At 32.9% G+C, this 23109-nt stretch carries 20 protein-coding genes; 14 read left to right on the top strand and 6 right to left on the bottom strand.

The features are described 5' to 3' along the window. Positions 1–36: 36 nt before the first annotated feature. The gene (locus OD803_RS01610) at positions 37–1830 is read right to left on the bottom strand and encodes a T9SS type A sorting domain-containing protein (RefSeq protein ID WP_262732121.1); all 1794 of its coding nucleotides are present in this window, start codon (positions 1828–1830) and stop codon (positions 37–39) included. Positions 1831–1973: 143 nt separating this feature from the next. Next, entirely contained in the window at positions 1974–3599 is a 1626-nt protein-coding gene (gene pruA, locus OD803_RS01605) for an L-glutamate gamma-semialdehyde dehydrogenase (RefSeq protein WP_262732120.1), read from the bottom strand. Between the two features lie 174 nt (positions 3600–3773). Between pruA and OD803_RS01600 the strand changes: the two genes are divergently transcribed. Continuing rightward, the gene (locus OD803_RS01600; RefSeq protein WP_262732119.1) at positions 3774–4775 is read left to right on the top strand and encodes a DUF6695 family protein; all 1002 of its coding nucleotides are present in this window, start codon (positions 3774–3776) and stop codon (positions 4773–4775) included. A 170-nt stretch (positions 4776–4945) separates the two neighbouring features. On the opposite strand, the gene apaG is transcribed toward OD803_RS01600, so the two are convergent. Further along, positions 4946–5332 carry a Co2+/Mg2+ efflux protein ApaG gene (gene apaG, locus OD803_RS01595; RefSeq protein WP_129759274.1) on the bottom strand — a complete coding sequence of 129 codons (387 nt, stop codon included), beginning with the start codon at positions 5330–5332 and terminating at the stop codon, positions 4946–4948. Between the two features lie 111 nt (positions 5333–5443). Next, positions 5444–6808, bottom strand: coding sequence for a pyridoxal phosphate-dependent decarboxylase family protein (locus OD803_RS01590; protein WP_262732118.1), 1365 nt, complete (start codon positions 6806–6808; stop codon positions 5444–5446). A gap of 68 nt (positions 6809–6876) precedes the next feature. Here OD803_RS01590 and OD803_RS01585 point away from each other — a divergent pair, with 68 nt between their 5' ends. Then, a complete protein-coding gene (locus OD803_RS01585) occupies positions 6877–7425 on the top strand; it encodes a cysteine dioxygenase (RefSeq protein ID WP_262732117.1) in 549 nt (182 codons plus the stop codon). Here the strand turns inward: OD803_RS01585 and OD803_RS01580 are convergent. Next, positions 7422–8672, bottom strand: a complete 1251-nt coding sequence (locus OD803_RS01580) for a type IX secretion system plug protein (protein ID WP_262732116.1) — start codon at positions 8670–8672, stop codon at positions 7422–7424. The two genes, OD803_RS01585 and OD803_RS01580, sit on opposite strands and share 4 nt — an antisense overlap. Before the next feature lie 169 nt (positions 8673–8841). On the opposite strand from OD803_RS01580, the gene OD803_RS01575 reads away from it, so the two are divergent. Genes OD803_RS01575 through nqrF form a run of 6 tightly spaced genes read left to right on the top strand, consistent with a single transcriptional unit; the run spans position 8842 to position 14891 of the window. Beyond that, positions 8842–10197 (top strand): Na(+)-translocating NADH-quinone reductase subunit A, encoded by a 1356-nt coding sequence (locus OD803_RS01575; protein WP_262732115.1) that lies wholly within the window; start codon positions 8842–8844, stop codon positions 10195–10197. After that, positions 10197–11420: an NADH:ubiquinone reductase (Na(+)-transporting) subunit B gene (locus OD803_RS01570; RefSeq protein WP_262732114.1), complete on the top strand. Its 1224-nt coding sequence runs from the start codon at positions 10197–10199 to the stop codon at positions 11418–11420. The genes OD803_RS01575 and OD803_RS01570 overlap by 1 nt, the downstream gene beginning before the upstream one ends. A 1-nt stretch (position 11421) precedes the next feature. Continuing rightward, positions 11422–12165 carry a Na(+)-translocating NADH-quinone reductase subunit C gene (locus OD803_RS01565; protein ID WP_129759268.1) on the top strand — a complete coding sequence of 248 codons (744 nt, stop codon included), beginning with the start codon at positions 11422–11424 and terminating at the stop codon, positions 12163–12165. Between the two features lie 4 nt (positions 12166–12169). Further along, the gene (locus tag OD803_RS01560; RefSeq protein WP_129759267.1) at positions 12170–12814 is read left to right on the top strand and encodes an NADH:ubiquinone reductase (Na(+)-transporting) subunit D; all 645 of its coding nucleotides are present in this window, start codon (positions 12170–12172) and stop codon (positions 12812–12814) included. A gap of 51 nt (positions 12815–12865) precedes the next feature. Further along, positions 12866–13582: an NADH:ubiquinone reductase (Na(+)-transporting) subunit E gene (gene nqrE / locus OD803_RS01555; RefSeq protein WP_262732113.1), complete on the top strand. Its 717-nt coding sequence runs from the start codon at positions 12866–12868 to the stop codon at positions 13580–13582. A 1-nt stretch (position 13583) separates the two neighbouring features. Continuing rightward, positions 13584–14891 carry an NADH:ubiquinone reductase (Na(+)-transporting) subunit F gene (gene nqrF, locus OD803_RS01550; protein WP_131505953.1) on the top strand — a complete coding sequence of 436 codons (1308 nt, stop codon included), beginning with the start codon at positions 13584–13586 and terminating at the stop codon, positions 14889–14891. 49 nt (positions 14892–14940) lie between these two features. Here the strand turns inward: nqrF and OD803_RS01545 are convergent, their stop codons facing one another. Further along, on the bottom strand, positions 14941–15315 hold the full coding sequence (locus OD803_RS01545; protein ID WP_262732112.1) for a cupin domain-containing protein: 375 nt from the start codon (positions 15313–15315) through the stop codon (positions 14941–14943). A 67-nt stretch (positions 15316–15382) separates the two neighbouring features. On the opposite strand from OD803_RS01545, the gene OD803_RS01540 reads away from it, so the two are divergent. The 6 genes from OD803_RS01540 to OD803_RS01515 all read left to right on the top strand — a co-directional run bounded on the left by OD803_RS01540 (position 15383) and on the right by OD803_RS01515 (position 23073). After that, entirely contained in the window at positions 15383–16252 is an 870-nt protein-coding gene (locus OD803_RS01540; protein WP_262732111.1) for a DUF4846 domain-containing protein, read from the top strand. A gap of 20 nt (positions 16253–16272) precedes the next feature. Further along, a complete protein-coding gene (locus tag OD803_RS01535; protein WP_131505950.1) occupies positions 16273–16650 on the top strand; it encodes a Na(+)-translocating NADH-quinone reductase subunit F in 378 nt (125 codons plus the stop codon). Further along, entirely contained in the window at positions 16650–17624 is a 975-nt protein-coding gene (locus OD803_RS01530; protein WP_262732110.1) for an FAD:protein FMN transferase, read from the top strand. The genes OD803_RS01535 and OD803_RS01530 overlap by 1 nt, the downstream gene beginning before the upstream one ends. A 187-nt stretch (positions 17625–17811) precedes the next feature. Further along, positions 17812–19683 (top strand): tetratricopeptide repeat protein, encoded by a 1872-nt coding sequence (locus OD803_RS01525; RefSeq protein ID WP_262732109.1) that lies wholly within the window; start codon positions 17812–17814, stop codon positions 19681–19683. Positions 19684–19685: 2 nt separating this feature from the next. Further along, complete coding sequence (locus OD803_RS01520) at positions 19686–20435, top strand: LytR/AlgR family response regulator transcription factor (RefSeq protein ID WP_134198649.1); 750 nt, start codon at positions 19686–19688, stop codon at positions 20433–20435. A gap of 100 nt (positions 20436–20535) precedes the next feature. After that, positions 20536–23073, top strand: coding sequence for a T9SS type A sorting domain-containing protein (locus OD803_RS01515; protein WP_262732108.1), 2538 nt, complete (start codon positions 20536–20538; stop codon positions 23071–23073). Positions 23074–23109 lie beyond the last annotated feature (36 nt).

Genomic DNA, 23109 nt, shown 5'->3' with positions numbered 1-23109 from the left:
TAACGTTCGGCTTTTTTATTTCTATAAGTTTTGAAGTTATTTAACTGCTATTTTTGTTTTGTAACTGATACCTTCTTTATTTTCAATATTTAAAACATACACTCCAGAGTCTAAATTTAAAGGAATAGTAGTTCTGCTACTTAACGTTGTGTTTGTGGTATTGTAAACTAATTTCCCAGTAATATCAATTAAAGATATTGTTGCGTCACTAATAGTTGAATTGCTTAAAATTAATAACTCGTGGTCAATTGGGTTTTTACCAATTTTTAATGTAGCTACATTATCAAACTCAGAGTTAGATAATGTTTCAGGCATAATTTCATCTAATGCAAAAAGCACATTTGCTTCAGTTAATTGAACATGGTTTTCATTATCTGTTGGCATGTACCAGTTAACAAATGGTGTGCTGTTTGTAGTGTCTTCTGTACTGTCGTCGCTTAGATTGATGTTGTGGTACCAGTTAATTTCGTTGTTGGTTGACTCTAAAGCCATCGCACTTACAGATGGTATAAAGTTGAATTTATCAATTTGTAATGCAGCAATAAAATCGCCAACTAAACCTTCGGAGCCTAAACCATCAGTAAAGCCACCTAAGTCAAAAAGCCCACCAGAAGCAGCATCAACACCATCAGAAAAGCTAGGAGCTTGTGCATTCACTTCGATATCAAAAATTGTTATGGTTCCAAAGAAATTAGCTTCAACTAATATTTTACTAATTAATTGACTTCCATCAACTGTTGCTGGAGTTAAGTTAACGCCAATTTGTGCTGTCGTAGGAAGAGGTGTGTCAGGAACATTAAAAGTATCGTCAATTACCGTAAATCCTGGAGTAACATTAGTAACACCATCTTTTGCTTTGTAAGGAGACCCTATTCCGCTACCGTTTATAATAGATACATTTCTAGTGTTTTGAGGAAAACCTGTTGGAGTTAAGCTGTTTATATTGGCATCAAATATTATTTTAAAAGGATGTGGCTCTGGAAGAAGCTTTGTTGGGTCAAACTCCACATCGCTACCTGATGCTAAATGCGGTTCTAAATGATCAACCAATAATTGTCTTGCGGCTGATGATTTTAATAGACCATTTACTACTGGCTGTAATTCAGCAACGTTTAAATCTTCACCAAGACCAAAAGCTAAAAAGTTAAATTGGTGTTGAAACCCTAAAGGGACATTAGCTCCATGGTGAGGCGCGTCAAAAGAAATCCAAAGTCTTGTTTCGTGGTCAAGAGTTTGATTTTCCATGTAGTTTAATGCGTATCTTGAAATTAGTCCTCCCATACTTGGGCCAATAATAACCAGTTCTTCTTCACCTACTTTATTAGCGTTAAGTGTATTGATTAATTCCACTAGAAGCATAGCGTTGCGTTCCATAAAATCAGCTCCACCATCAATTAATGTGCTTCCAGGGTAATCTAACTCATCAATAACCATATCAGCATTGGTGTCGGTAGCATCATCAACATTTAGCAATGTATTATCAGATAATCTCAAATATTGAGGAAAGTTTAAAACTACAACATCAAAACCTTCAGCTCTAACAAGATCAGCAAGATTTTGAGCACCACTTGTTCCTGTGAAATCTAATAAGCTGTAAAGACCATTAATATCTCTTGTGTCTCCTGGATCAAATCCATCTACAAGAATAATGGGTTTATCCAGTATTCCGTCAACAAAATCAGGAAATATTTCATATTCACCTAATCCAGCAAAACTTGCAGTTCCTGAATAGGCTGATAAATCGGCAGTAATTGAAGATTCAAACTCTACAGTTTGAGCTTGAACAAAGAGAGGAAATACTAATAATAGCAAAAAGTAATTTTTCATCATGGATAATTAATTTGAATTAATGCCTTCAAGATACAAAGTTACATTTGGTTAAAGAGGTGTTATTTAATGTTTTAGGATGAAGTGCAAAAAAAATCCTCAAACGGTAAGGTTTGAGGATTTATGGTCTTGAAAAATAGTATTACTTATCCTAAAAATGGATACCTGTAATCTGTAGGAGTTACAAAAGTTTCTTTTACCATTCTTGGTGATACCCAACGTAATAAGTTTTGAGCAGAACCAGCTTTGTCATTGGTTCCTGATGCTCTTGCGCCACCAAAAGGTTGTTGACCAACAACAGCTCCTGTAGGTTTGTCATTGATATAGAAATTACCTGCACTATTTTGTAATGCTTTTGTAGCCTCATCAATAGCATATCTGTCTGTTGCTAAAATAGCACCTGTTAATGCGTATTCGCTAGTTTCGTCAACTAATTTTAAAGTTTCAGAATATTGGTTTTCATCATATACATAAATTGTAATTACAGGACCAAATAATTCTGTACACATGGTTGTGTATTTTGGGTTTGTAGTCACTATAACTGTTGGTTCAATAAAATACCCTTTAGACTTATCATAGTTTCCACCTACAATAATTTCAGCGTCTGCATCAGCTTTTGCACCATCAATATACTTTGCTAATTTATCAAACGAGCCTTCGTGAATAACAGCTGTAATAAAGTTGCTCATATCATCTGGAGAACCCATTTTAAATGATTTAACATCTTCTATTACAAAGTTTTTAACGTCTTCCCAAAGGTTTGAAGGAATATAAGCTCTAGATGCTGCACTACATTTTTGTCCTTGAAATTCAAAAGCACCACGAACAATAGCAGTTGCTACTTGTTTAGCATTTGCAGATTTGTGGGCAACGATAAAATCTTTTCCTCCAGTTTCACCTACAATTCTTGGGTAGGTTTTGTAGTTGTGAATGTTGTTTCCTATTTGTTTCCATAGGTCTTTAAAAACGTGTGTAGAACCTGTGAAGTGTAATCCAGAAAAATCAGGACTAGCCATTACTGTATCAGTAATCATAACAGGATCTCCAAACACAACGTTGATAACACCATCAGGAACACCAGCTTCTCTAAATACATCCATAATAACTTTTGCAGAGTAAATTTGGCTATCACTTGGTTTCCAAACAACAACATTTCCCATTAAAGCCATGCAAGCTGGTAAGTTTCCTGCAATAGCTGTAAAGTTAAATGGTGTAACTGCGTAAGTGAATCCTTCTAACGGACGATATTCAATACGGTTCCAAGCATCGCTTGTGCTTTCTGGTTGGTCCATATAAATGTCAGTCATAAACTGAACATTAAAACGTAAGAAGTCTATCAATTCACAAGCCGAATCAATTTCTGCTTGATGAATTGTTTTAGATTGCGCTATCATTGTAGCAGCGTTTATTTTAGCTCTGTAAGGACCTGCGATTAATTCGGCAGCTTTTAAAAAGATACCAGCACGATGTTCCCAAGGTAATTGAGACCACGTTTTTCTTGCTTCAAGTGCAGTTGCTATAGCTTCTTCTACGTGAGATTTTTCAGCTAAATGATACGTTCCCACAATATGTTGATGATCATGAGGAGGCGACATGGTTCTGGTGTTACCTGTTTCAACATCTTTTCCGTTGATATATAAAGGTACATCTACTTTGCTATTGAACATTTCTTCGTATACTTTTAAAACAGCTTCCCTTTCAGGAGATCCTGGAGCATACGATTTTACAGGTTCGTTTACAGCTATTGGTACGTTAAAGAATCCTTTTCCCATGATTTTATTTTAATGATTTATGGTATAAATTTTTGATGTGCAAAGTTACAATTTTTTAAGGACTTAAATGAAGATGCTTTTTTAAATCGAAGTTAAAGTATTGGTTATTTTTTTGTAAGTTGTTTGCTTTATTTTTGACAAATGTGTTCATGTTTCAACAGAAATCCTTTATGAATGATTAATAGCGGAATAATTTTAACGCTTGCTTATCCTGAAACCATTGTATCTCATGCAGAAGAGTGGTATTCACCTCTTTTAAAATATATAGGAATAGGAAGTAAAACACATGTGCGTGCTGGTCATGCAGCCTTGGTGCTTATTGACAAAGCTACTGGAGTATTGGAGTATCATGATTTTGGTAGATATATTACCTCTGAACCTAATGGTAGGGTTAGAGGGATGGATACCGATCACGAACTAAGATTTCCTTTAAAGGCTATAATAGAAAATGGTACAATAGTTAACCTAGATGAGATTCTTCAGTTTTTAGGAACACATCCTAAGCTAACTCATGGTGATGGAACATTGTATGCTTCGGTTTGTGATGAAGTGAATTATGATTTGGCGCGAACACATATTACTAAAATGCAAAACAAACATTTTATACGTTATGCTGCTTTTATTAAAGAAGCTTGTAATTGTGCGCGTTTTGTGACCGATGCACTAATTGCGAGTGTCACTAATAAGTCAATTAAAAAGAAATTGATAAATTCTAAATGGTTTACACCAAGCACAATAGGTAATGTTGTACTTGCTAAAACTGTTGGAGATGTGTTTTTGGTTTCAGAAACTGGAGCGATTTCAAAGTTTAATTCTACAGTAGGTAAAGAAAATAGACGTTTGTTTTTAGATAGACTGAAAGGTTATAATCCTAGTGTAATAGGAACTTTAGAACCTAAACACAATGCTGAAAAAGAAGATCATGCGCAATGGTTAAGTGGTATTGCAGCTGGAGCTTGGTTTGAATTACATGATTTTACAAATGAGATGGAATATCGTTTTAGAAGAATTTCACCTTATGGAACTATTGATGTTGATGGTATTTATGTTATCAATCAAAAAGGATTTGATTCTACCTTAGAATATGAATTTATACATTACTCAAACTGTAAGTTTTTTCATGTTGAGCAAAACCAAGTCGTTTACAAATTTGATTTCTTAAGAAGTACTAATTGACGTGAAAAATGGCTAATAAATTTTCGTCAGTTAGAGTGAATTTCTCAATTAAAATGAGAGAAATTTGTATCGAAAACAAGAAAATTCCCATCACAAAACTACACTTCTCGATACAAAATTCTTACAGAATTTTACTCGAAGCGACATAAGGACTTAAACATTGTTTCATGTTAATTAAGAGCAAAAGGAGCGCTTAGCTTAAAAGAAGGTATAATAACTTTAAACTTATTAGTGTTGGTAAAGTTTACCATGTTGTAGTAGCCTTGCATTGCGCCAAAAGGAGAGGTTAGTAAACATCCAGAATTGTATGTGTGCGATTCTCCTGGTTTTAAAACAGGTTTCTTGCCAATAACACCTTCACCTTCTATAATTTCGGTATTGTTTAATGCGTCCATTATTTTCCAGTATCTGGAATTGAGCTGAACTGAATCTTTACTTTGATTTTCAATAGTTACTTTGTACCCAAAAGCAAAGTGCACTTTATAATTTTTATAAAAAGTGCCCTCAAAGGTTGTCTCTACTGAAATTTTTATTCCGCTTGTAACTTGTTGTACCATGTGGGGATTAGAACAATGATAGTTGTTAAATATAATAATATTTTCTTTTAGTCGCTATTATTTCACAACAAATAGACTAATTTTTAACAACTTAACACTGTTTTTTCTTTGTTATGCTAAATTTTCAGTTTTAACGAACGTTTCTAAGGATTTGAAAAAGTTTGAGATATCGTTTTTATCAATAGAACTGTTTATGGTAACGAGCCTAATAAAGTCAGTGTCGTTAAAAGAACCATAGCCTACCATTAATTCTGCACTTTCATAAAGTTTGGTACAAATTGTTTTGGCATCAATAGCTTTGTAATTGAAACAAACTGATATGGAGTCTTCAAAACTATAAAGTGTATAGTCAGGATGTGCTTTTATGTAATCTCTTGCATAATCGGCAATTTCAAATTGCTTATCAACTATTTTTTCTAAACCAGTAGTGCCAACCGATTTCCATAGTGTCCAAAATTTTAAAGCATCATTTCTCCTTCCGCATTGCAATGATGTTTTTCCTAAATTGAAATCATCACCATCAGTTTGGTATAAATATTCTGCATCGTTAGAAAATGACTGATTTAAATATTTTTTATCCTGAACAACAATTATCGAACAGCTTAGAGGTGTCCCTAGCATTTTATGAGCATTGATGCTAAACGAATCTGTTTTTTCAATACCACTCACTAAGTGTTTGTACTTTTTACTAAAAATAACCGATCCACCATAAGCACCATCAAGGTGTAACCATAAATTATAAGTGTTGCAAATAGGGCTTATTTCCTCAACGTTATCAAAAGCTCCTAAAACCGTTGTGCCTGCTGTAGCATTGACAAAAAATGGTTGGTTGTTGTTTGCTAAATCTTCTTTGATTTTAAGTTCAAGGTCGCTAGCAAGCATTTGTCCTTTAGCATTAACCTTAACTTGTCTTACTTGGTCTCTTCCAATTCCCATTAATGCAGCATTTTTATTAATGGAGTAATGTGAAACTTCTGAAGTATAAACAATCATTTTACTGTTTACGCCAGCAGTTCTTACAGTACTGTTATGTTTGTCTCTAGCCATTACCATAGCCATAAAATTACTCATAGAGCCACCAGGAGCAAAAGTGCCATCGCTGTACTTGTCATATCCAATTATATCGCAAATGTTATGTAATATGGTTTTTTCAATACCAACTTGCGGTCCTGCAACTTTATAAGTATACATACTATTGTTTAGCATGACAGCTAACAAATCACCTAATGTAGCTTTACTCATTCGGCCGCCAAAAAGCTGATTGAAAAACGATGTTGAAGCAGTTTTAGGAGTACTTTTTATAATTTCTAGTAATGTTTTTTTTAAGTCTTCGTCTAAACTTGGGTGTTCATTGAGCGAAAGGTCTAAAGTTTTATAGAGCTTATCAGTGTCTATAGGTTTTGCTACAGGTTGTTGTTTTTCTTCTTTAAGAAGGATTTCTGCTAACTCATTAAACAATTTTAAATCTTTATTCATAAATTGGGCTAATTGGCTTTAAGGACTTCAAGAAACATTAAAAATATTAAAATTTAAATTTATAGCTATTGAAACCTATATTTACTTTAAATGAATTAATAAGTGCTTTGTCTCAATCTTCAAAGGATAATTACAAAACCATTTTTAAAAATTTAGTTTTAGATAAAAATGTGTTAGATGAATACCTAAACTGGTCAACTAAAAAGTATGTAAGAAATGGTATTTATAAAAGCGACAATTTTGAACTGATTTTATTGTGTTGGGAAGTTGGTCAAGAAACACCAATACACTGTCATAGTGGTGAAGAGTGCTGGATGTATTTAATAGAAGGCGAAATAGAAGAAGTGCAGTATCAGAAGCATGAAAATGGCGACGTTGAACCTAAAGGAATTCGAAAAATAGCTAATCAACAACAAGCTTATATTAATGATGCAATTGGTTTGCATAAGTTAAAAAACAATTCAAAAGGAAGAACAATTAGCTTGCATCTCTATGCAAAACCTATAGAATCTTGCAGTTATTTTGATGAACAGTCAAAGACCTTTATCAAAAAAAATCTAAGCTACGATACTTACAAAGGAGAAATCCTTTCTAGCAAAAGAGTGTCTTCGATTTAATTGGAAATATTCACCGAAGTACCTTCTCCTAAACCAATCAATCTATCAAAACGCGCACCCAAGTCTCTATAATACACTAGTACTTTGTAGTTGTTTTCGGTTTGGTAAAAGTTTCCACTTATTGCACCTTCATCTAGAGTTCCTTTGTCGTCAACTACAACATATTTATAGTTGTAGAATCCTTGTTTAAGCTTAAATGAAGTTTGGTAAACTTCAGCTTCAGGATTGTATATCATTTTATTCATGTTGTCTAACGCGTAGTTGTTGAAATTACCATAAACGTATATAGATTTTCCGTCTAAAAGCTCAGGGTAAAGCAATGAAAAATGCATCATAGTGTAATCTGCTTCAATGGTAACATTGTCAGTATTTACAGCTGTTATAAGAAAATTACCGTTAATATCAGGATTGTAAGTGTATGGTCTGCTTGCTCTCTCTTCATTTGTAAACAGGTAGTTATGGTAAATCTCCTTGAGGTCAATAAACTGTACTCCTACGTTGGCAACCCTAACATCTTTGTTTTCAAAAAACAAATATTCATTTCCAGCCCAAAAGCTAGATTCTGTATTGTATCTATACATGAGTTCGTTTCCTAAAACATATTGTGGTTTTAGGTTAGAGATAGCTGTATTTAAATTATTATTTTGAATGACTAGTGTTTTTATGGTTTCCATTGGGTTGTTGAAATTGACATTGTTGGTTGCAATTACAAAATCAACCGATTGTTTTTCGTTAATGAACTTTACATCTCTTGAACGTTTTATTGAAACACCAACGTTTACAATATCTTCATAAACCATAAATTTTCGTGAAAACATCAACTCATCATAATCATCATATATAAAAATCATGTAGTTGCCACTTTTTAAAATACCACGAGTTTGCGCGTTTGGTATTTGAAGCTTGTAATGCGAATAAATTTGATACGTATTAAAAGAGTTTTCATAATCACGAATACGTTGGTTGTCAAAACCACTTAGGTATTCAGACTTTACAAGTTGAGAAGGCGTCCAATCAAAATTATAGTGCACTATTTCGTAGTAAAAATCGGCTTCATCACCATTTAAAGCGTCAAACTCTAGTATTAAAGGCTCGCCTAAACGTAGTATAGGTAACTGACTTTCAGAGGTGTTTCCTTTAAAAGTTATAGTGCTAATATACTCAGGAGGATTGGTTTCTTCAATTTGCCCAAAAGTTAAAAGAGGTAGGCAAATTAAAAATATTAAAAGCTGTATGGTCTTTGTCATCAAAATTATACGGTTATCTCTGTAAAGATACACAAATTTTATGCCTAATTAATTTTTGTTATTTAGAATTGATATAAATAAATAACTTGAGGTGTTTTCAAATTATTTTTAGCTATTAATTCGTAAATTTGCAGCGATTTTTTAGACAATTAATTTCAATATCAAACATATGTCAAACGACATTAAGATTAAAAAAGGTCTGAACATAAACCTTAAAGGTGACGCTGAGAAAACGACAGAAAATGCCATTATCAGCAATTACTGCACTATCAGGCCAGAAGATTTCCATAGCATAATTCCTAAACTTGTAGCAAAAGAAGGCACAAAAGTTAAAGCAGGTGAAACTGTATTTTACAACAAAGATGCCGAAGACATGAAGTTTGTGTCTCCTGTTTCTGGTGAAGTTGTTGAGGTTGCTCGTGGAGAGAGAAGACGAATTATGGCAATTAAAATTCAAGCAGACAAAGAGCAAACGTATGTTGACTTTGGTAAGTTTAATTTAGATGCTGCCGACGCTGATAAAGTTAAAGCGCACTTGTTAGCTTCTGGTTGTTGGCCATTTATTAAACAACGTCCTTACGATGTTATTGCAAACCCAAAAAAGTCGCCAAAAGCGATATTTGTATCAGGTTACGCATCAGCTCCTTTAGCAGCAGACTACGATTATGTACTTCAAGGTAAAGAAGCTGAAATGCAAGCAGCAATAACAGCTTTAGGGAAATTAACTGAAGGGCAAGTACACGTGTCGGTTGGTAAAAATTCCAATTCACCACTTGCAGGATTATCAGGTATTACACTACATAAAGTGTCAGGACCACATCCTTCAGGAAACGTTGGTACTCAAATCAATAAAATTGACCCAATAAACAAAGGTGAAGTAGTTTGGACGATTAATCCACAAGATTTAGTTGTTATTGGTGAATTGTTATTAACTGGTAAATTCAATGCAGAGCGTATTGTTGCTTTGGTTGGGTCATCGGTTAAAAAACCAAGATATTTTAAAACAAAAATAGGAAGCGAAATAGCAACTATGGTTTATGACAATGGTGTTGATAAAGATGGTAACGACCGTATTATATCAGGAAATGTATTGTCAGGAAAACAAATTAAACCAGATGGTGCTCTAGACTATTACAGTAATACAGTAACAGTTATTCCTGAAGGTGATGACTATGAGTTTTTTGGATGGAATAAACCTGTATTCAATAAGATTTCTACTTCAAGAGCAATGACATTTTCTTGGTTAAACCCTAAGAAAAAGTACGATTTAAATACCAATACAAATGGTGAACATCGTGCGTTTGTAGTAACAGGAAGTTACGAAGAGGTTTTTCCTTTAGATATATATCCAATGCAAATTCTTAAAGCATGTATGTATCAAGATTTAGACGAAATGGAAGCTTTAGGAATGTATGAAGTTGCACCTGAAGATTTTGCCTTAACAGAGTTTATTTGTGTGTCTAAACAACCACACCAAAAAATAATTAGACAAGGTTTAGACTTAATGCTTAAAGAGATAGGATAATGAGCTTAAAAAGTAATTTACATAACTTAAAAGAAAAGTATAAAGGCACCAAAATGGCGCCTGCGTTTAACGCATTACATACGTTTTTATACTTACCTAACGAGACTACTCATGGTGGTACTCATATAAAAGTAGCTGACGATTTAAAGCGTACCATGAACACGGTTATCATGTCATTGATTCCATGTTTAATTTTTGGTATGTTCAATGCTGGTTACCAACATTATTTAGCTTTAGGAGAAATTAGTCAAGCTACAGGTTTTTTTGACTCTGTATTTTGGAGTTGGGATAACTTAGTAATAGGACTTTGGAAAGTATTACCACTGGTAATTGTGTCTTACGGAGTTGGTCTAGCAATTGAGTTTGTTTTTGCAGTAATTAAGGGTCACGAAGTAGAAGAAGGTTACTTAGTTACAGGTATGCTTGTGCCACTAATTGTACCAGTAGATACACCATTATGGATGTTAGCAGTTGCTGTAGCTTTTGGTGTTGTAATTGGTAAAGAAGTGTTTGGAGGAACAGGAATGAATATTCTTAACCCTGCATTAACTATTCGTGCCTTTTTATTCTTTGCATATCCTACTTGGATGTCTGGAGATAAAGTATGGGTTCATGGCGCTGTAGCAAGAGATAAAGCTATTGCAGCAGGTGAGAACCTTGATGCTATTTCGGGTGAAACTATTTTAGGAAGTTTAGCACAAGGAAAAGAAATAACCTATTCTGTTTGGGATATGTTTACAGGATTAATTCCTGGTTCAGTAGGTGAAACTTCAGCAGTATTAATTCTTTTAGGAGGTTTATTCTTAATCTTTACTAAAATAGGAAGCTGGAGAATTATGTTGTCATCTGTACTTGGTGCATTGGCAATGGGATTAATTTTCAATTGTGTTGTAGATGCAGGATGGATAGGTGAAGGAAGCAAGTTTTATGGATTAATGAGTACTGAATTTTGGCATCACTTACTAATTGGTGGTTTTGCTTTTGGTACTGTGTTTATGGCAACCGATCCTGTAACGGCTTCACAAACCAATAAAGGAAAATGGATTTACGGATTCTTAATCGGATTCATTTCAATATTAATTAGAGTATTCAACCCAGCATATCCAGAAGGTGTAATGCTTGCAATTCTATTAATGAATGTGTTTGCACCAACAATTGATCACTACGTGGTTCAAGGAAATGTGAAAAGAAGAATGAAACGTTTAAAAGCAAAAACAGCTTAAAATGAGTAATAAAACAGATAGCAACGTATATACAGTATTGTTTGCCATAGGAATGGTAGTAGTAGTAGGTGCTTTGTTGGCTTTTACAGCAGCATCACTTAAACCTACAATTACAAAAAATGTTGAGTTGGAAATGCAGCAAAACATCCTATATGCAATGGGTGTAAATGAAAACGACGAGAGTAGTGCAAACTTTGTATCTACTGATGTGGCACCAGAATTATTTAACAAATACATCACAAAACAATATGTTATTTTAAATGGTGATGTAACCGAAAATGATGAAGCTTACTTAATTGATATCAAAAAAGAAAAAGCTAAAGGAGATGCTTCTAAAAGAAGATTACCATTATTTGTTGGAGAAAAAGACGGTAAAACGTACTACATTGCTCCAATAAGAGGTAAAGGACTTTGGGATGCTGTTTGGGCATATATAGCTATGGATGAAAACATGGTGATACAAGGTGCTTATTTTGATCATAAAGGAGAAACTCCAGGTTTAGGTGCAAACATTAAAGAACGTTATTTTATGGACGACTTTATTGGTGAGCATTTATTAGATAGCCAAGGAAACTTTAAAGGTGTTGCAGTGTCAAAAAGTAATGCTGACCCAACTAACCAAGATAAGACAGATAATGAAGTAGACGCTATTGCTGGAGCAACAATAACTGGTGATGGTGTAGCAGCAATGATTAAAGGAGACTTGTCGTTGTATGTACCTTATTTTAAAAACTTAAACAAATAATCTTATGGGATTACTTTCAAAAAAAGACGCAAAATTAATAACAGATCCGTTAGCAGATAACAACCCAATTACTATTCAAGTATTAGGTATTTGTTCTGCTCTGGCTATTACAGCACAATTAAAGGCATCTATAGTAATGTCATTGTCTGTATTATTTGTAATGGGAGTAGGTAACGTGGTTATTTCATTAATCCGTAATATTATTCCATCAAAGATTAGAATTATTGTTCAGCTTACAGTTGTAGCTGCATTGGTAATTATTGTTGACCAAGTGTTGAAAGCGTATGCGTATTCGTTAAGTAAAGAACTTTCAGTATTTATTGGATTAATCATTACCAACTGTATCATTATGGGACGTTTTGAAGCTTTTGCTTTAGGTAATGGACCATGGAAATCATTTTTAGATGGTATTGGTAACGCTTTAGGATATGCTGTAATTCTTGTTATTGTAGGTTTCTTTAGAGAACTGTTAGGTTCTGGTACTTTATTAGGATTTAAAGTATTAGGAGACCCAATTGAAAAAACAGGATTATACGCTATTGGTTATGAAAACAACGGTTTTATGCTATTATCACCAATGGCATTGATAGTTGTAGGTATCATTATTTGGGTACAACGTAGTAGAAACAAAGATTTAATAGAAGACTAAAATTGACTTGTCATTCTGAACTTGATTCAGAATCTCATCAAAATATAGAATATGGAACATTTAGAATTATTTTTCAAATCAATTTTTATAGATAACATGGTATTTGCCACGTTCTTAGGAATGTGTTCTTACCTAGCAGTATCTAAAAAGGTAAGTACTGCAGTTGGTCTTGGAGCAGCTGTAATATTCGTATTAGCAGTAACTGTGCCTGTAAACTGGTTATTGGACCAATACATTTTACAACCAGGAGCATTAACGTGGTTAGGAGCAGAGTATGCTGATTACGATTTAAGCTTCCTGTCATTTATCATGTTCATCGCTACCATTGCAACAATGGTACAATTAGTAGAAATTGTGGTAGAGAAGTTTTCTCCATCATTATATAACTCTCTTGGTATTTTCTTACCACTTATTGCTGTAAACTGTGCAATTCTTGGAGGATCGTTATTTATGCAGTCAAGAGAAATTGAAAGTATTGGATTAGCGTTTAACTATGGAATTTCCTCAGGAATTGGTTGGTTTTTAGCAATTCTTGCTATTGCAGCTATTCGTGAAAAAATACGTTATTCAAATGTTCCTGCTCCTTTAAGAGGATTAGGAATTACATTCATTATTACTGGTTTAATGGCAATTGGGTTTATGAGTTTTGGAGGAATGTTAACTGGTGGAGATGATGAAGCAACAAAAGAGCCTGAAACAGCACAAGTTGAACAGGTAGAAGAAAAAGAACAAAAATTAGCTGAAAACACGACTACAATAAACGAGTAATATGATATTAGCAGCAGGTACATTAGGAACAATTTTAGCAACCGTAGCGGCCTTTTTAATAGTAACACTACTATTGGTAGGTTTGTTATTATTCGTAAAACAAAAATTATCACCATCAGGTCCAGTGACCATTAAAATTAATGGTGAAAAAGAAATAGAGGTTGCCTCAGGAGGAAGCTTACTTACAACTTTAGGAAGCCAAAAAATATTTTTACCATCAGCTTGTGGTGGAGGTGGTACATGTATTCAATGTGAGTGCCATGTATTATCAGGAGGAGGTGAAGCACTTCCAACTGAAACGCCTCACTTTACGCGTAAAGAGTTACAGCATGGAGCACGTTTATCTTGTCAGGTAAAAGTGAAACAAGACATGGAAATTACCATTCCAGAAGAAGTATTTGGTATCAAGAAATGGGAAGCAGAAGTTGTACGTAACTATAACGTAGCATCTTTTATTAAAGAGTTTGTAGTTCGTATTCCAGAAGATATGAACTATAAAGCAGGTGGATATATTCAAATTGAAATTCCACCATGTGAAGTAAAATATGCAGATATTGATATTACTGCACATCCTGAAGAGCACGAAACACCAGATAAGTTTCAAGCAGAATGGGATAAGTTTGGTCTTTGGCCATTAGTAATGAAAAATGACGAAACAGTTGAAAGAGCTTATTCTATGGCTTCTTACCCAGCTGAAGGACGAGATATTATGCTTAACGTTCGTATTGCTACTCCACCATGGGATCGTAATAAAAACGGTTGGATGGATGTAAACCCTGGAGTTGCTTCGTCTTATATCTTTAACCAAAAACCAGGAGATAAAGTAACTATTTCAGGACCTTATGGAGAGTTCTTCATCAATGAGTCAGAATCTGAAATGTTATATGTTGGTGGTGGAGCAGGTATGGCACCAATGCGTTCACACTTATACCACTTATTTAAAACCTTAAAGACTGGACGTAAAGTTACGTATTGGTATGGTGGACGTTCTAAACGCGAGTTGTTCTACTTAGAGCACTTTAGAGCTTTAGAAAGAGATTTCCCTAACTTTAAGTTTTACTTAGCGTTATCTGAACCATTAGAAGAAGATAACTGGAAAGTAAAAGAAAATATTGATGCACCAGGAGACGGATTTGTAGGATTCATTCACAACTGTGTTATTGATAACTACTTAAGTCATCACGATGCACCAGAAGATATAGAGCTATATTTCTGTGGACCTCCATTAATGAACAAAGCAGTTCAAAAAATGGGAGAGGATTTTGGTATCCCAGATGAGCACATTAGATTTGATGACTTTGGAGGTTAATAAACCTTCTGAATTAAATAAAAAAAACCAGCATCAATTGCTGGTTTTTTTATTTGTATTCCATTATTAAAAATACAGCTGTACTGTCACCAATATTTAAAACTTCGTGAGTAGTTATGCTGTCTTTTTTAAAGCTATATCCTGAAGGTACATTCACTTCGCGAGTACCTTTGTAATCGGTAATTCTAAATTTACTGCCTTTTAAGGTATAACCAAAATGCGGATTATGATAATGTTTTTCATGTCCAACTCCTGGAGCAAAAGTACATTTTAATACTCTTAGCTTTGGGTTGTTTTCAATAACTTCACAAACAGCTTTTTCTTTCCAACCAGCTTCCAAAGGATCTGGTAAGTTTTGTTGTTTTTCTTTACAAGAAAAAATCAATGCTTGAGATAGTAATATAATTTGAGTTAATCGTTTCATCCGTTAAGAAAGATACACAATTTAAAGTTTTACATACCAAAATAAAGATAAACAGCGTTATTTCAATATGAAAAAAATACTACTTATCATTTTAGCTTTAGTGGTTGTTGGTGCTTTTGCGTATCAGTTTAAGCCAGTGAAAAAATCAGTAGAGATTATTTCTTCAGCTATAAAAACTCCAGATTTAGTCAATAAGGATAGTTTAACAATTCAATCTAGAGTAAATATACCTAGAGGTTTTAAGCGTGTTGAGTATGCCAAAGGGAGTTTTCAAGAGTATTTAAGAAATTATGAATTGAAACCTTTTGGTAGTAAGATTATTAATTATGACGACTCTCAATATTTTTGGCAAAGTGGACATGTTGGAGTGCTAGAAATACCTGTTCCAAAAAACGGATTGCAACAATGTGCTGATGCTTTAATTAGAGTAAGAAGTGAATATCTTTGGGACAATAACCAAAAAGATGAAATTGGGTTTAATTTTACTTCTGGACATTATTGCTCATGGTTAAAATACGCTGAAGGCTATAGACCAAAAATAGATGGTAACAAAGTAAGTTTTCATAAGACAGCAGCTAAAGACCATTCTAAAACAAATTTTTATAAGTACTTAAATCTTATTTATACCTATTCAGGAACTTTATCGCTTTACAATGAACTTCCAAAGATTAATGACGTAAGTAAGCTTCAAATTGGAGATATGCTCATTAAAGGTGGTACACCAGGACATATAGCTATTATATGTGATGAAATTGTAAACGAAACAGGAGACAAGTTGTTTTTGCTTTTTCAAGGAAATACACCAGCACAAAGTGTTCACTTGGTAAAAAACTTAGAAGATAGTACTATTTCACCTTGGTATAAACTGGAAAAAGACGCAGTGATTCCTGTCTCTAACTATACATTTTACGATTCAAAATTTGTGAGGTTTAAATAGCAAGTTTGTATCTTTGTGTTATGAGTAAACCACTTACCAAACAAGAACTTCATAATTTGGCAATGAACCATGTTGGCAAAGATTTAGAGCAACGTGGCTTTGAGTTTGTTGCTATAAATAGCAAATTAAAAAAGCATCCACAGTTTGTGTGTATTGATAAAAACAGTCAATACTATTTTGTGATTGTAAGAGCTGTAATGTTGCCAGAAAACCCAAATAACTATGACATTGTTTGGATGGAAACTTTTAAAAAACACGCAGCAGATAAGGATGCCAAAGTACTTTATGCTGGAGTTGGTTTAGGAAATCCAAATGGTGAAGATTTACCAATATATTTTAACGAAGAATATCTTATAGAGTATAATGGTATTCAGGTGATTGAAACACATCTTAACTAATGAAACAAGTTTTAATTTTTTTACTGATTGCATCAGTTTTTTTTACATGTAAAAAAGGACCTTCAAACACTAAACTATCAGGTGATGTATTTGGTACTAGTTACTCAGTTATTTATGATAAAGGCGTTGACTATACCAAGTCGTTTGATAGTCTTTTTGCGGTAATTAATACCTCATTATCCACCTATATTCCAGATTCTGATATTTCTAAAATAAACCGAAACGAGAGCAATTCTATTGACGACCATTTTATAACCGTTTTTAATGCATCTAAAGTTATTTTTAACAATACTCAAGGCGCTTTTGACCCAACCATAGGAGTTGTTGTAAACGCATGGGATTTTGGTCCGCAAGGGAAAATAGTTGCACTAGATAGCTTAAAAATTGATAGCCTTATGCAATATGTTGGTTTTGATAAAGTGAATAGAGTTGATAATAAGATTTTGAAACTGAAAGGTGCATTTATAGATTTTAATGCTATAGCAAAAGGTTATGGAGTAGATGTTATTGCTAATTTTTTAGAACAGAAAAAAGTTGATAATTATCTAGTTGAAATAGGAGGTGAGATAAGAAGTAAGGGTATAAATGCTGAAAAGGACAGCAATTGGAAAGTTGGCTTAGATCAACCTAGATTTGATGGTGAACAGTCTATTCTAAAGGCGATAAGTATTAAAGATGAAGCTATGGCAACTTCTGGTACCTATAGAAAATTTAAAGTTGATGAAAATGGTAACAGATATGCTCATATTATTGATACAAAAACAGGTTATCCATCTAAAACTAATGTGTTAAGTGTGTCAGTTATTGCAAAAGATTGTATGACAGCTGATGCTTATGCAACAGCTTTTCAAGCTATGGGAATTGATGGTGTAAAAGACTTTCTTCAATCACATCCTGAATTAAAAGCATTTTTAATTTTTGAAAATGAATCAGGAGAATTAGAAACTTTGAGTCTTAATGGCTTTCCTGAATAATGTGTGATCAAAGAAAAATACTTGTGTCTTATAGTTGCTATTAACAACTATTAATATAGTTAAGCAGTACCTTTTGTTCGTTTTCAGGTACGGCTTTTTTGGTTCCAGAAATCCAAAAAGGCTTTTTAGAAATATTTTACATCCGTTTAAATAGAAATTACCATCTTGCATATATTAGAGCCTAATTATGCAAAAACAACTTTTCTTTTTATTAAGTCTGCTATTTTTTTCGACAATAACTGCTCAAGAAAAAAATTACCATTTAGATAGTTTATTACAAAAACTAGAAACAACTAAACAAAAAGATACTTTAAGAATTAACAACCTTTTAGCGTTATCAAATTACCATTTTTTAAAAGATATTGAAAAATCTGAACCTTACATAAAAGAAGCAATAAACATATCTAAATCATTAAATGATTTATTAAGAACAAGTAGTTTAAAAACAGAATTAGCCAGAGTTTATGTTACTCGAGGTTTGTTTAAAGAAGCGCTTACTCATAGTTTAGAAGCTGTTGCCATTCTTGATAGTATCAATGCTAATCCAAAACAAAAAATACAAGCCCAAAATATACTTTCTACGGTTTATAGAGGCTATGGTAATAACGAAAAGTCTTTAGAAACAGCCTTGAAAGTAGTTGAATTATCTAAGCAACTTCCTTTAGATGATAAAACGGTACGATATTATTACAATTTAGGGCAAACTTACACGCAATTAAAAGATTTTAAAAACGCTGAAAAAAGCACACTAAAAGCTCTTGAAATTGCTAAACAAATAAAAAATAATCACCTAGAAATGATAATGACATCTGTTTTGGGTGACTATTATAAAAATGTAGGTGAATATGATAAAGCAATAACAATTTTAAAATCATCAATACCATATTACGAGAGTAAAAAACAAGACCGAAATTTAGCATCATCATATAGAATTTTAGGAGAATCCGAATCATTAAAAGGAAATTATAAAGCCGCTATACCTTATTATGAAAAGGCATTAGAAATTTTTGACCGTACAGGTAATTTGCACTATGCTAAAATTACAAATCAAAATTTGTTTATTGCATACAGTATTGCAAATAATAGAGAAAAAGCAAAATTAGCGCAACAACGTTATAATGTTTTAAAAGATTCTTTAGATTCAAAAGAGCGAAAAGAGTTATTAGTAGATATGCAAACCAAATACGAAACCGATAAGATTAAATCTGAAAAAGATATAGCTGAAAAACAACTTCAAATCTCTAATTTAGAAAGTAGTAAAAATCGAAATTTATTTATTGGCTCTTCTATTATTGCTGCTTTAATTTTACTATCATCATTAATTTATTACAGCCGATTTAAGGCTAAAAAACAAGCCGAAATAATCACGTTAGAATTAAAAGAAACACAAAAGCGATTAGCGTTAGAAAAGCAATATAAAGATAGTGAACTAAAAGCGTTAAAAGCACAAATGAATCCGCATTTTATATTCAATGCATTAAACTCTATTCAAGATTATATTGTGTTAAATCAAAAGAATTTAGCAAGCGATTATTTAGGGAAATTTGCCGATTTAATTCGTAATTATCTTCATTTTAGTGATACAGGATTTATCTCAATTCCAGAAGAAGTTCATAACCTAAAACTGTATTTAGAGTTAGAAAAACTTCGGTTTGAAGATGCTTTAGACTATCAAGTTACTGTTGATGATAACGCAAATTCCGAAGTTATTAAAATACCAACAATGCTTGTTCAGCCTTATGTTGAAAATGCCTTAAAACACGGATTGTTACATAAAAAGGATAACCGAGAATTAAGTATTTCTATTTCTAAACCTTCAGAAAACATAATACAATGTATTGTAGAAGATAATGGCATTGGAAGAGAAAAATCCAAAGCTATAAATCAAAAGCGTCAACATCAGCATAAATCATTTGCATTAAAAGCAACTACTGAGCGTTTAGATTTGCTCAACTACGGTAAAGAACAAAAAATAGGTGTAGAGATTTTAGATTTAAAACAAGGTGATGAAGCTACAGGAACCAAAGTGATTTTAAACATACCAATAGTAAATAAATAATTATGAAAGCTTTAATTATAGACGACGAAAAAAAAGCAAGACAAGTACTGCAAATATTGGTAGAAGAAAATTGCCCAAAAATAACCACAATTTTACAAGCCGATAATTTAATGTTTGGCGTAGAATTAATAAAGCAAGAAGCACCAAATATTGTGTTTTTAGATATAGAAATGCCTGAGCATTCTGGACTAGAAATTTTAAATTTTATAGAAAAGGAAGTTCATAATTTCGAGATTATTTTTACCACAGCTTATAGTGAATATGCTATACAAGCCTTCCAGTTATCTGCAATAGATTATTTATTAAAACCTGTAAGACCAAGTCAGGTAAAGGATGCAGTAGACAAGGCCATTAAATTTTTAGGCAATTCGCAAATCAATAAACGCTTAACAGAATTAAAGAGTAGTTTAGAAGATGCTAATTTTAAAAAGATAGGACTGCCAAACAGTAACGGTATAAAGTTTGTAAACTTTACAGACATTATTATGCTAGAAGCAGATGGTATGTATACCAATGTTACCACACTCTCAGATGGTGATATTTTAGTAAGTAAGCCGTTAAAGTTCTTTGTAGACTTACTTCAAAATATAAAAATGTTTTATCGTCCGCATCGTTCATTTTTAATCAATCTAGCATTCATAAAAGAGTATATTAAAAAAGATGGCGGTTATATTATTATGGAAAATGATAAATCAGTCTCAATTTCTAACGATAAAAAAGAAGAGTTTTTAACCATAGTACAAAGTATCTAAGCTTTAAAAGTCGAAAAGCCCGTTTCAGAAACTTGTCTTTAAATTTATATACATTTAAAGGCATTTTTGTTTTCATAATAACCTTAAAAACCAAACTATTATGAAAACCAAATTACTTGTATTATTCTTTCTTACTGGCTATTTTTTTGCGAATGCGCAATGGAGTCAAGTAGGAAGCCCACAGTTTACAAATTTTACAGATAATGTTGCTTTATCATTTCATCCAATAGATGGAAGCCCATATGTTATTTACAATGATGTAACAGATGGTAATAAACCAAAAGTGATGAGATATAATGGTGTGTCTTGGGTTGATGTCGGAGGAACAATATCTAACATGGCATCTGCTAACCATGCTATTAAATTCAACCCTGTCACAAACGAACCTTGGATAGCTTACAGAAGAACAGCAGATGACCAGATGGATGTATATAGTTTTGATGGTGCAAGCTGGGTTGCCAGGGGTGTTAATATTAATTATGGCTTTACAGATAACCCATTTCAAATTCAATTTAACTCTAGTGGAGATGCTAGAGTAGCAGGAAAAATAACCAGTAAAAAGTTAAGAATTATTCAATTTCCTGGCGGTACATTATCTGGGTCTGCATTAGAAGAAGTTTTAATTAATTCACCTCAATATGTTTTAGACCACAGCTACGATTACGTTAATTATAACGATTACTTTGTTGCTTATGCAGGTACAGATAACTCTAGTGTTGTTGGAAGAAAACCTGTAGGTAGTAGCAGTAATGTTACTAGTTTTGATATGTATGCATATATAGGTGGAAGAACATTACGTAACATTTCAGGAATCAATAATAAGACATTAGCAGCAGCTTATAGAATGAATGGAACTGTTGAAGAGATTTTGATATTTCAAAACACGTCATTAGTTAGTTATTACAATACCACCAAAAATGTGCTTAAGTTTAGAGAGAATTTAACTAACAATAAAAATTATTTAATGTACTCTGACGTTTCAGAAAATTTATCTTTTAGTATCATAAATGATAATGGTACAATTAGTAACTCGTTACCAACACCAGGTGTTTCTACATCAAGCGCAAGTTTTTTTGCAGAGATGGAAATGAATCCTGTTACAGGTAGTATGTTTATAGCATATATGGACTCTGGAAAGTTATCAGTACAAGAATTTACACCTGCACCAACATTATCAAGAATATATGTAAATGCTAATGCTTCTGGAGGAAATGGTAATGGTGATTCTTGGGCAAATGCAACAACAGATTTACAAACGGCAATTCAATCTGCTGGAACAACTACTTCCGAAATTTGGGTAGCTTCTGGAACTTATAAACCAGGAAGCAGTAGAACCGATTCATTTGATATCGATATTGATGGACTTCATATTTATGGTGGTTTTAATGGTACAGAATCTTCAATTTCAGAACGCGATATATTAGCAAATCCAACCATATTATCTGGCGATTTAAATGGAGATGATGCTGGGCATGGTACAGGAACAAGAGGAGACAATTCGTATCACGTAATGCAAGTGTTAAATGCCGATAACGCAGTGATTGATGGATTTAAAATTATGTATGGACATGCCAATGGGGCTGGTACAAATGCTTATGGTGGTGCTATTAATATTGGAGGTCAAACATCCAATTTAAAAATTTACAATTGTGAGTTTGATGAAAACTTTGGATTAGCTGGAGGCGCAGTACGCTCATATTTGAATAATGATACAAGTATGACCTTTCAAAACTGTATATTTAATAACAATTTGAGTCGCTATGGTTCTGGTTTGTATTTTCTTGTAAATGCAAATAGAACAGTTACATTAGATATGGTTAATTGCTTGTATACTAATAATGTTTCTTATAATGTAACTGGTACTGCTTTAGGTTATACGGGAAGTTCAGCTTGGATAAGAGCAAATGATACAGGAGCTAACCTAACAACCACTATCACCAATTGTACTTTCGCAAATAATGAAGATATTGGAACATACTCGAGTTCTCTTAAAGGTACTTTAGCATTAAGTAGAAGGTTAGACGGAAATAGTACACACAATGCAACTATAAACAATTCAGTATTTTATTTCAATGATCAAGGTGCATCAGGAGGTGTTGGACTTTCAGTAAACCCAGGACATGTTTCTTATCCAAATACGGTTTTTGTAAATAATTCTATTAGTGAAGATAATTTTAATAACTTATCATTCTTGACCAATACATCAAATGCAGACCCATTATTTACTAACGCTATTAACAACGATTTTACTTTACAAGCTAGTTCGCCTGCAATAGATTCAGGAGATAACAGTTTAGTGCCATCTGGTATTATAGCAGATTTATTATTTAATCAACGTATACATAATACAACTGTAGATATGGGAGCTTATGAATTTGGCGCTAGTTCTACGTTATCTGTGGAAGATTTCGGTTTATCAAATGATTTAATTAAAGTATATCCAAATCCAACAAATGGTATTTTAAATATAAAAACCAATTCAACTATTAAATCTATAGAAGTTTATAATCTTCTAGGTAAGAAAGTAAGAACATCAATATTACCTAGTATTAACCTCTCTGATTTATCAAATGGTTTCTACTTAATCAAAATTAATACCGAAACAGGAAGCGTAACAAAACGCATTATGAAAAGGTAACTACAACTAACACTTAGTGATTGAAAAGAGGAAAGT

This window comes from Gaetbulibacter sp. NE (genome assembly GCF_025548475.1).
Classification (GTDB): domain Bacteria; phylum Bacteroidota; class Bacteroidia; order Flavobacteriales; family Flavobacteriaceae; genus Gaetbulibacter_B; species Gaetbulibacter_B jejuensis.
Note: the sequence above shows the minus strand (reverse complement) of the source record. Positions and strands in the feature narration are given on the sequence as shown.